The sequence below is a fragment of the Pseudonocardia sp. N23 genome (genome assembly GCF_002583555.1).
GTDB lineage: Bacteria > Actinomycetota > Actinomycetes > Mycobacteriales > Pseudonocardiaceae > Pseudonocardia.
In genome coordinates, this window is sequence record NZ_BEGX01000052.1 from 131,748 (window position 1) to 138,545 (window position 6,798).

8 protein-coding genes are annotated in these 6,798 nt (G+C 73.1%); 3 read left to right on the top strand and 5 right to left on the bottom strand.

From position 1 onward, the window contains the following. Together TOK_RS14055 and TOK_RS14060 are read right to left on the bottom strand one after the other, a co-directional pair. Complete coding sequence (locus TOK_RS14055) at window positions 1-849, bottom strand: tryptophan 2,3-dioxygenase (protein ID WP_098958302.1); 849 nt, start codon at window positions 847-849, stop codon at window positions 1-3. 211 nt (window positions 850-1,060) lie between these two features. After that, window positions 1,061-1,870: a metalloregulator ArsR/SmtB family transcription factor gene (locus tag TOK_RS14060; RefSeq protein ID WP_098958303.1), complete on the bottom strand. Its 810-nt coding sequence runs from the start codon at window positions 1,868-1,870 to the stop codon at window positions 1,061-1,063. Window positions 1,871-1,967: 97 nt separating this feature from the next. Between TOK_RS14060 and TOK_RS14065 the strand changes: the two genes are divergently transcribed. Beyond that, window positions 1,968-2,396, top strand: coding sequence for a DoxX family membrane protein (locus tag TOK_RS14065; protein ID WP_098958304.1), 429 nt, complete (start codon window positions 1,968-1,970; stop codon window positions 2,394-2,396). A gap of 268 nt (window positions 2,397-2,664) precedes the next feature. On the opposite strand, the gene TOK_RS14070 is transcribed toward TOK_RS14065, so the two are convergent. The 3 genes from TOK_RS14070 to TOK_RS14080 form a co-directional block, all read right to left on the bottom strand. Then, window positions 2,665-3,837 carry a YncE family protein gene (locus TOK_RS14070; protein ID WP_098958305.1) on the bottom strand — a complete coding sequence of 391 codons (1,173 nt, stop codon included), beginning with the start codon at window positions 3,835-3,837 and terminating at the stop codon, window positions 2,665-2,667. 10 nt (window positions 3,838-3,847) lie between these two features. Further along, a complete protein-coding gene (locus TOK_RS14075; protein WP_098958306.1) occupies window positions 3,848-4,630 on the bottom strand; it encodes a polysaccharide deacetylase family protein in 783 nt (260 codons plus the stop codon). 211 nt (window positions 4,631-4,841) lie between these two features. Beyond that, entirely contained in the window at window positions 4,842-5,363 is a 522-nt protein-coding gene (locus TOK_RS14080) for a hypothetical protein (RefSeq protein WP_098958307.1), read from the bottom strand. A 62-nt stretch (window positions 5,364-5,425) separates the two neighbouring features. Between TOK_RS14080 and TOK_RS32615 the strand changes: the two genes are divergently transcribed. Further along, window positions 5,426-5,596, top strand: coding sequence for a hypothetical protein (locus TOK_RS32615; RefSeq protein ID WP_172457568.1), 171 nt, complete (start codon window positions 5,426-5,428; stop codon window positions 5,594-5,596). 12 nt (window positions 5,597-5,608) lie between these two features. Further along, on the top strand, window positions 5,609-6,798 hold a 1,190-nt coding region (locus TOK_RS14085; RefSeq protein WP_098958308.1), incomplete at its 3' end, for an esterase family protein.

Below are 6,798 nucleotides of genomic sequence, written 5' to 3' on the forward strand. Positions count from 1 at the left end.
TCACTCCCCCAGTTCCGTGCGCACGGCCAGGATCTCGGGGAAGAACGTCAGGTCCAGCGCCGCGCGCAGGAACGCCGTCCCGCTCGACCCGCCCGTCCCCCGCTTCGACCCGATGATCCGCTCCACCGTCTTCAGGTGCCGGAAGCGCCACAGCTGGAAGCTCTCCTCGACGTCGACGAGCGCCTCGCACGTCTCGTAGGCGCCCCAGTCGCGGCCCGGGTCGGTGTAGACGAGCCGGAACACCTCGACCAGCTCCGGCGCGAACGAGTGCGCCTTGGTGAGGTCGCGGTCGAGCACCTCGGGCGGCACCGGGTAGCCGGCGCGGGCGAGGTGGCGCAGGAAGTGGTCGTAGAGGCTCGGCGCGGCCAGCACCTCCTGCAGCCGCCGGGACGCCTCGGACCCGTCGGCGAACACCTCGATCGCGGCGGCGTTCTTGTTGCCCAGCAGGAACTCCACGGTCCGGTACTGCTCGGACTGGAACCCCGACGCGGTGCCCAGCGCGTAGCGGAACTGCAGGTACTCGGTCGGGGTGAGCGTCTCCAGCACACCCCACTGCTCGAACAGCTGGCGCTGCACCGCCTTGACCCGCGACAGCGCCTTGAGCGCCGGGCCGAGGTCGTCGGCGTCGATGCGGGCGGCGGCGTGGCGCAGCTCGTGGATCACCAGCTTCAACCACAGTTCCGACGTCTGGTGCTGGACGATGAACAGCATCTCGTCGTGGTGCTCGGGATCGGAGAGCGGCCGCTGGGCGCCGAGCAGCTCGTCGAGGTGCAGGTAGCCGGCGTAGGTCTTGTCGACGGTCAGCCCGCGGTGCAGGCCCTCCTCGACGGTGCGCTCGTTCGCGACCACGCGTCCCCCTGTGCTCGTCCGTCACCGCCGGCGGAGTGCAGTCTGCCGCGCGGGTGCCCAGATGGTGGCACCCGCCGGATTCCGCTGCGCGGATCGGCGTGTCGTGACGACGACACCGCGGTGAGTCGAGGCTGCTCGTCGTCGTGGCGATCGTGACCCCGCACGGGCATGACCACCGGCACCGAGCTGCGCCGGCCGAGCTTCGTGCCGGTCATCCGGTCCGCGGCGCCGCCGCGACCAGCCGTACACAACAGCCCGACTCCCCTGGCCACAGCTCGGCCTCCAGTCCCGCGTCGGGGTGTGCATCCAGCACCCCCGAGAGCAGGCGGAGGTTGGTCCCGCAGACGAGCTCGGTGTACTCCCGGGCCAGGAGGTTGAACGGACAGTTGCCCAACGTGATCGCCGCGTCCGACGAGCGCGGCTCGTACCCGTGGGCTTCGAGCACTCGGACCACGGCAGTGGTGGGCTCGTCGTCCGCGAGGCCGACGGGGCGACAGTCCGCGGCCTCGACGGCCTCGACGGCCTCGGCGGTCTCGGCGGTCTCGGCGGTCTCGGCGGTCTCGGTGACGTCGGTGACGTCGGTGACGTCGGTGACGTCGGTGACGTCGGTGAGCGTGCGGCCGAGCGCATAGGCCCGTTGTTCGAGCACCCCGCCGACCGATCGACCCGAGGCGGTGGCCTCGTCGACGGCACCAGCGAGCAGCCTGCCGACGAGCTCGTAACGTCGTTCGGGCAGCGAGACGTTGATCTCGCGGGCCGCGCGCCGGTAGAGCTTCGCCGGCCGGCCGGCGCCGGGGCCGCGCCGCCCCGAGCGCCGTTGATGGACGACGTCGAGCAGTCCTGCGTCGGCCAGACGGTCGAGGTGGAACGCCGCGGTGGTCCGGGGCAGCCCCAGGGCAGCAGCCGCGTCGTCCCGGCCGACCGGCTCGGGTTGCCGGATGACGAAGGCGTAGAGCCGTCGCCGGGTCGGCTCGTCGAGCGACGCCGCAGAGGTGATGCCTGCAAGCAGCCGGTTCCGCATGAGCCCAATCTATCGCCGATCATCGTTGACGATAGAGACCGGTGGGCGCTAGATTCTTCTTCTATCAGCAATCAATCTAGTTTTTAGAGGAGAACTCATGTCCACCGAGACGACGACAGGAAGCCGGGGCGCCCTCGCCGACCCCACCCACCTGGCATTCCTGCTGCTGCGGACGGTCTTCGCCGTGGCGCCGGTCCTCTTCGGACTCGACAAGTTCACGAACCTGCTCACCGACTGGCCGCACTACCTCGCACCCTGGATCGACGGCATCCTGCCCGGTGACGCCCAGCAGGCGATGTACGCGGTCGGAGTGGTCGAGATCGTGGCCGGCATCCTCGTCGCGACCGCGCCTCGGATCGGCGCCTGGGTCGTCGCCGCGTGGCTACTGGGGATCATTGTCAATCTGCTCACCTTGCCGGGCTACTTCGATGTCGCGCTCCGCGACTTCGGCCTCCTGGTCGGTGCCCTCGCGCTCGGCCTGCTCGCACGCGCCGAGGTCGCCCGAGGCGCGACCAGAACCGCCTGACCATCGCTCGCGGCGCCCCGGCGATGTCGTCGGCCGGTGCCGGGCCGATCCTCGGGCACCGGCCGACGACCCGCATCGGCGGGCTCGCGTCGCCGAACGGGTTTCGGCACCCGGCGCCGGGTCGTCGAGCCGGAGCAGGTGGAGTCCCCGAACCGAGTGTGCGCCCGTCGGAGGGACCCGGAGGGTCGGCCGACCGGTCATGACGGGATGAGGCCGCGCTCACGGCCGCCGTGACGTGCAGGAACCCGACTGACGACGTCGCGGGGTGTCAGCGGGTGATGCCCGTGTGCCCGATCGACCAGCGGCCGGGCTGCGGCCACACGCACAGCCCGTGCGGGCCGTCGCCGACCGGGATGCGGGCCAGCAGCCTTCCGTCCGCCGTCGACAGCACGTAGACCTCGTGGGTGTAGCGGCCCGACAGCCAGAGCTGGCTGCCGTCGGCGGTCACGTTGCCCATGTCGGGGCTGCCGCCGGGGATCGGCCACGTCGCCTCGACCGCGCCGGTGTAGGCGTCGAGCACGCTGACGCTGCCGGCGAGCCGGTTGGTGACGAACAGCCGCGTCGCGTCACGTGACAGGTAGAGGCCGTGCGCGCCGGCGCCCGTCGGGATCTCGCGGATCACCTTCGTCGCGGCACCGTCGATCACCCAGAGGCCACCCTCCTGGCTGTCCGCGATGTAGAAGACCGAGCCGTCGGGGGCCATCTTGATGTCCTGCGGGCCCATCCGCATGTGCCGGACCGGCATGTCGATCGTGCGCAGCAGCGTGCGGCTCGCCAGGTCGACGACGGCGACGCGGCCGTCGAACTCGCAGGTGAACACGGCCGTGCGTCCGTCGGGGGTGTAGTCGGCGTGGTCGATGCCCGCGCACTGCGGCGTCGGCAGCTCACCCTGGACCGCCCAGGTGTGGGGGTCGTAGAACACCAGCTTGCGACGGGCCTCCGCGACCGAGATCACCGACTTCCCGTCGGGGGTGAAGTACATGTTGTAGGGGTCGGTGACCGGGATGTTCTTCCCCGGAAGGCCCGTCACCGGGTCGAACGGGGTGATCTTGTCGGTGGTGTCGTCGGAGGCGTAGAGGGTCGTCATGTCCCACGACGGCACGACGTGCTGCAGCTCCCCGCCGAGCCGGTAGCGCCCGACGACCTGGAACGTCGCCGGGTCGATCGTCCATACGTCCCCCGACTTGGTGTGCGGCACGTAGACCAGCGGCTTCGCCGTCTTCACGACGTCGGAGAGCATGTTCGCGCCCGCGTCGGCGTAGACGTTGTGCGGGTCGGCGACCGGCGGCATCCCGGGGTAGGCGGCCGGCTGCGCCGCGCCGGCCGTGGTGCCGGACCCGCCACCGGGCGAGCTGGGGGCACCGCCCGTGCAGCCCGCCAGGCAGACCAGGGCGGCGAGGAGCAGCACGGCGGTTCGTGCGCGCGGAACGGGGAGCGGCACAGGGGTCCTCTCAGGCGAACAGCTGCGATGCGGTGACGGGCCGCAGCCCGCGCGCGGCGAGATCGTCCAGGAGGCCGGGGATCGCCTCCAGGGTCCCGGGGTGGCCCAGGTGCATGCTCACGACGGCCCCCGCCGTCGCCGTCCGCACGTTGCGCCGGATCGCCGCCGCCCCGGGGTCGGTGAAGTCGCGGGAGTCGACGTCGTAGGAGAGGACCGTCGAATAGCCGGCGGCGGCCGCGAGGACCTTGACCCGGCTCGTGGCGTGCTGGGCCTGCGACGGCCGGAAGAACGCGCCCGGCCCACCGGTGAGGGCGGCGACCCGGTCGCGGCACTTCTCGATCTCCGCGCGCGCCGACGACTCGGACATCGAGTCGATGTCGCCGTGCGACCACGTGTGGTTGCCCAGCTCGTGCCCGAGATCGGTGACGACGCGCGCCGAGTCCGGCGACTGTTGGAGCCACGTCCCGACGGCCAGCACGGTGACGGCGGCGCCGCGGTCGTGCAGGGCGGCGAGCACCTGCTTCGCGAGGACGGGATCGCCGGCACCGTGGAAGGTGAGCGCGACCTCGGGACGGCCGCCGTCGGCGTGCTCGACCTCCGGCGCGGGTGCACCGGGCGCGACGGTCGGCCGGGTCGATGGCCGGGTCGTCGGCTGGGCCGGTGGGGTCGTCGGGGGGACGGACGCGGGTGGGGCGGTGCCGCAGGCGGCCGCCGCGCCGACGAGGCCGGCTCCGGCGAGACCGAGCCGCAGCAGCCTGCGCCGCGGCATCCGCGCCGCGTCCTGGGACGTCACGCGCCGGAGCGTAGCGTGGCCCCTGACCTGGGAATTCCTTTACCCGACCGCAGTCGGGCGACGGCGTCGCGGGATCGTCGTCGCCGCTGGTGAGGGCCTCGGCGAGCTGTGCGGCCGCTGTGCGGGGCCTGTGCCGCGAACCCCGCCCAGTTCGGCCCGGGACTGCGCCGGACCATGATCGAAGCAGTCCCAGGTCGAACTCGGTGGGGCGTCACGCGAGCGCGCAGGACGCCGTGCCGCGGTAGTGGGCCTCGTCCCACGTCGTCGCGTCGAAGGTGATCTCCAACCGGCCGTCACGGACCGTCGCGGTCGCGGTGGCCCTGCCGGACCGGCCGTCGGAGGCGGTGTAGCCGGTGCCGTAGTCGGAGCCGGCCTCCGTCGAGTTCCAGGTCATCCGGACCTCACCGGGCCCCTCACCGACCGGGACCTCGAGGTAGAGGCCCTCGATCGTCTCGGACGGCGCGCCGGCCGGGCCGAAGGAGAGCGTCGCACGGCCGGCGTCGGTCTGACATCGGTGGACGTCGGCGGCGGTCGTCGCGGTGATCGTGTGGGTGCCGACGCGCGTCGCCGTGCGACCGTCGGTGACGACGTCGATGGTCGCGGTCGCGACGGCCGACGGGGCGACGGTGGGGGTAGGGGCGGCGGCGCCGGCGGCCGGGGTCGAGCAGGCGGCGCCGGAGACGGCGAGGATCAGGGCGGGGACGGCGAGGAGCGTCTTCGACGAGGTGCGCATGGGAGGAACGCTACGAATCCCGCGGCCCGCCCAGGATGGTGCGAACAGGCAGGTCGAATGTGGTGGCCACACCCGGCCCCGGTGCGGCTGGCACCACGGACCGGCGGGGCGAGGTCGGGTTCGCCGCCGTGGCCTGCCTGGTCGCCGCTGTCGCGTCGGTGCCGCACGGCGGGAAGCGCCACCGGACCCCGCCCGACCCGGCCCCGCCGCCCGCCGCCCGCACGGGGGTCTGACACGCTCCGGGAGTGTTCGGCCTCCACGCCTCGACGATTCGTCTCGACAACGGATGGTTCGTCGGGATAGTGGCCGTCGTCGCGGTGTTGCTCGTCGCGCTCGTGCCGTGGCGCTGGGACGCCTGGCGGCGCCGTCGCACCTGGCGCGCCGTCACGACGCTCGCCGCCGTCGTCGGGGTGGTCGCCGCCACGGCCGCGGGGGCCAACCTGCTCGGTTCCTTCTACCCGACGCTCGGGTCGCTGCTCGGCTCGTCGGGCAACCCCGGCGAGGGCACGGTCGCCGACATCGGGCCCGACGGCGGCGACCTGGCCGCCGCCATGCCGGTCATCGCGGCCCGCAGCGCCGACGGCCACGGCTCCGTCCTGCACATGGTGTTCCACGGGCAGCGTTCCGGCATCACCCGCGACGCCGACGTCTACCTCCCCGCCGGCTACAGCGATCCCGCCAACGCCGCGGTGCGCTACCCCGTCGTCGAGTGGCTGCCCGGCTTCCCCGGCGAGCCGCGCGAGGTCGTCGCACTCTTCGGCGTCACCGACCTGGTCGACGCCGCGATCGCCGACCACCGCATGCCGCCCGCGATCGTGCTCGTCCCCGACATCAACGGCGAGCCCCGCTTCGGCCACGACGAGGAGTGTGTCGACGCCCAGCGCGGCGCCGCCGACGACACATACCTGACGACGGACCTGCACGACTGGGCCCGGAGCACGCTGCGGGTGCGGACCGAGCGGGAGGCGTGGGCGCTGTCGGGCTGGTCGTCGGGCGGGTACTGCGCCATGAACCTGGCGCTGCGCCACCCCGACATCTACTCGATCGCGATCAGCCAGTCCGGCTACGACCGCACGCCCGACGACATCGTCACCGGCGACCTCTTCGCCGGCCGCCCCGACCTGCTCACGGCCAACGACGTCGTCGCCCACCTGCGTGACCGTCCCGCACCCACGACGATCCTCGCCACCGCAGGTGCCGACGAGGCCGACGAGCAGGCCGCCCTCGCCCGCCTGCGCGCCGCCGCGGTCCCGCCCGTCACGCTGACGACGCACACCTTCCCGGGCGGCGGGCACAACCAGGTCGCCGTCCGCGCACAGCTGCCCCCGCTGGTCGACTGGCTGGGCCGCCACCTCCCCGGCCCGGTCGCCCCGAGCACTCTCCCGGCCGACGCCAAGGTCGTCCCGGCGCCCGGGGTCGCCCCCCCCGCCCTCCC

Excerpts from the sequence above, each read along its gene's own strand:
- TOK_RS14060 (WP_098958303.1), bottom strand. The coding sequence starts at position 1,870 with ATGCGGAACCGGCTGCTTGCAGGCATCACCTCTGCGGCGTCGCTCGAC.
- TOK_RS14080 (WP_098958307.1), bottom strand. The coding sequence starts at position 5,363 with ATGCGCACCTCGTCGAAGACGCTCCTCGCCGTCCCCGCCCTGATCCTC.
- TOK_RS14065 (WP_098958304.1), top strand. The coding sequence starts at position 1,968 with ATGTCCACCGAGACGACGACAGGAAGCCGGGGCGCCCTCGCCGACCCC.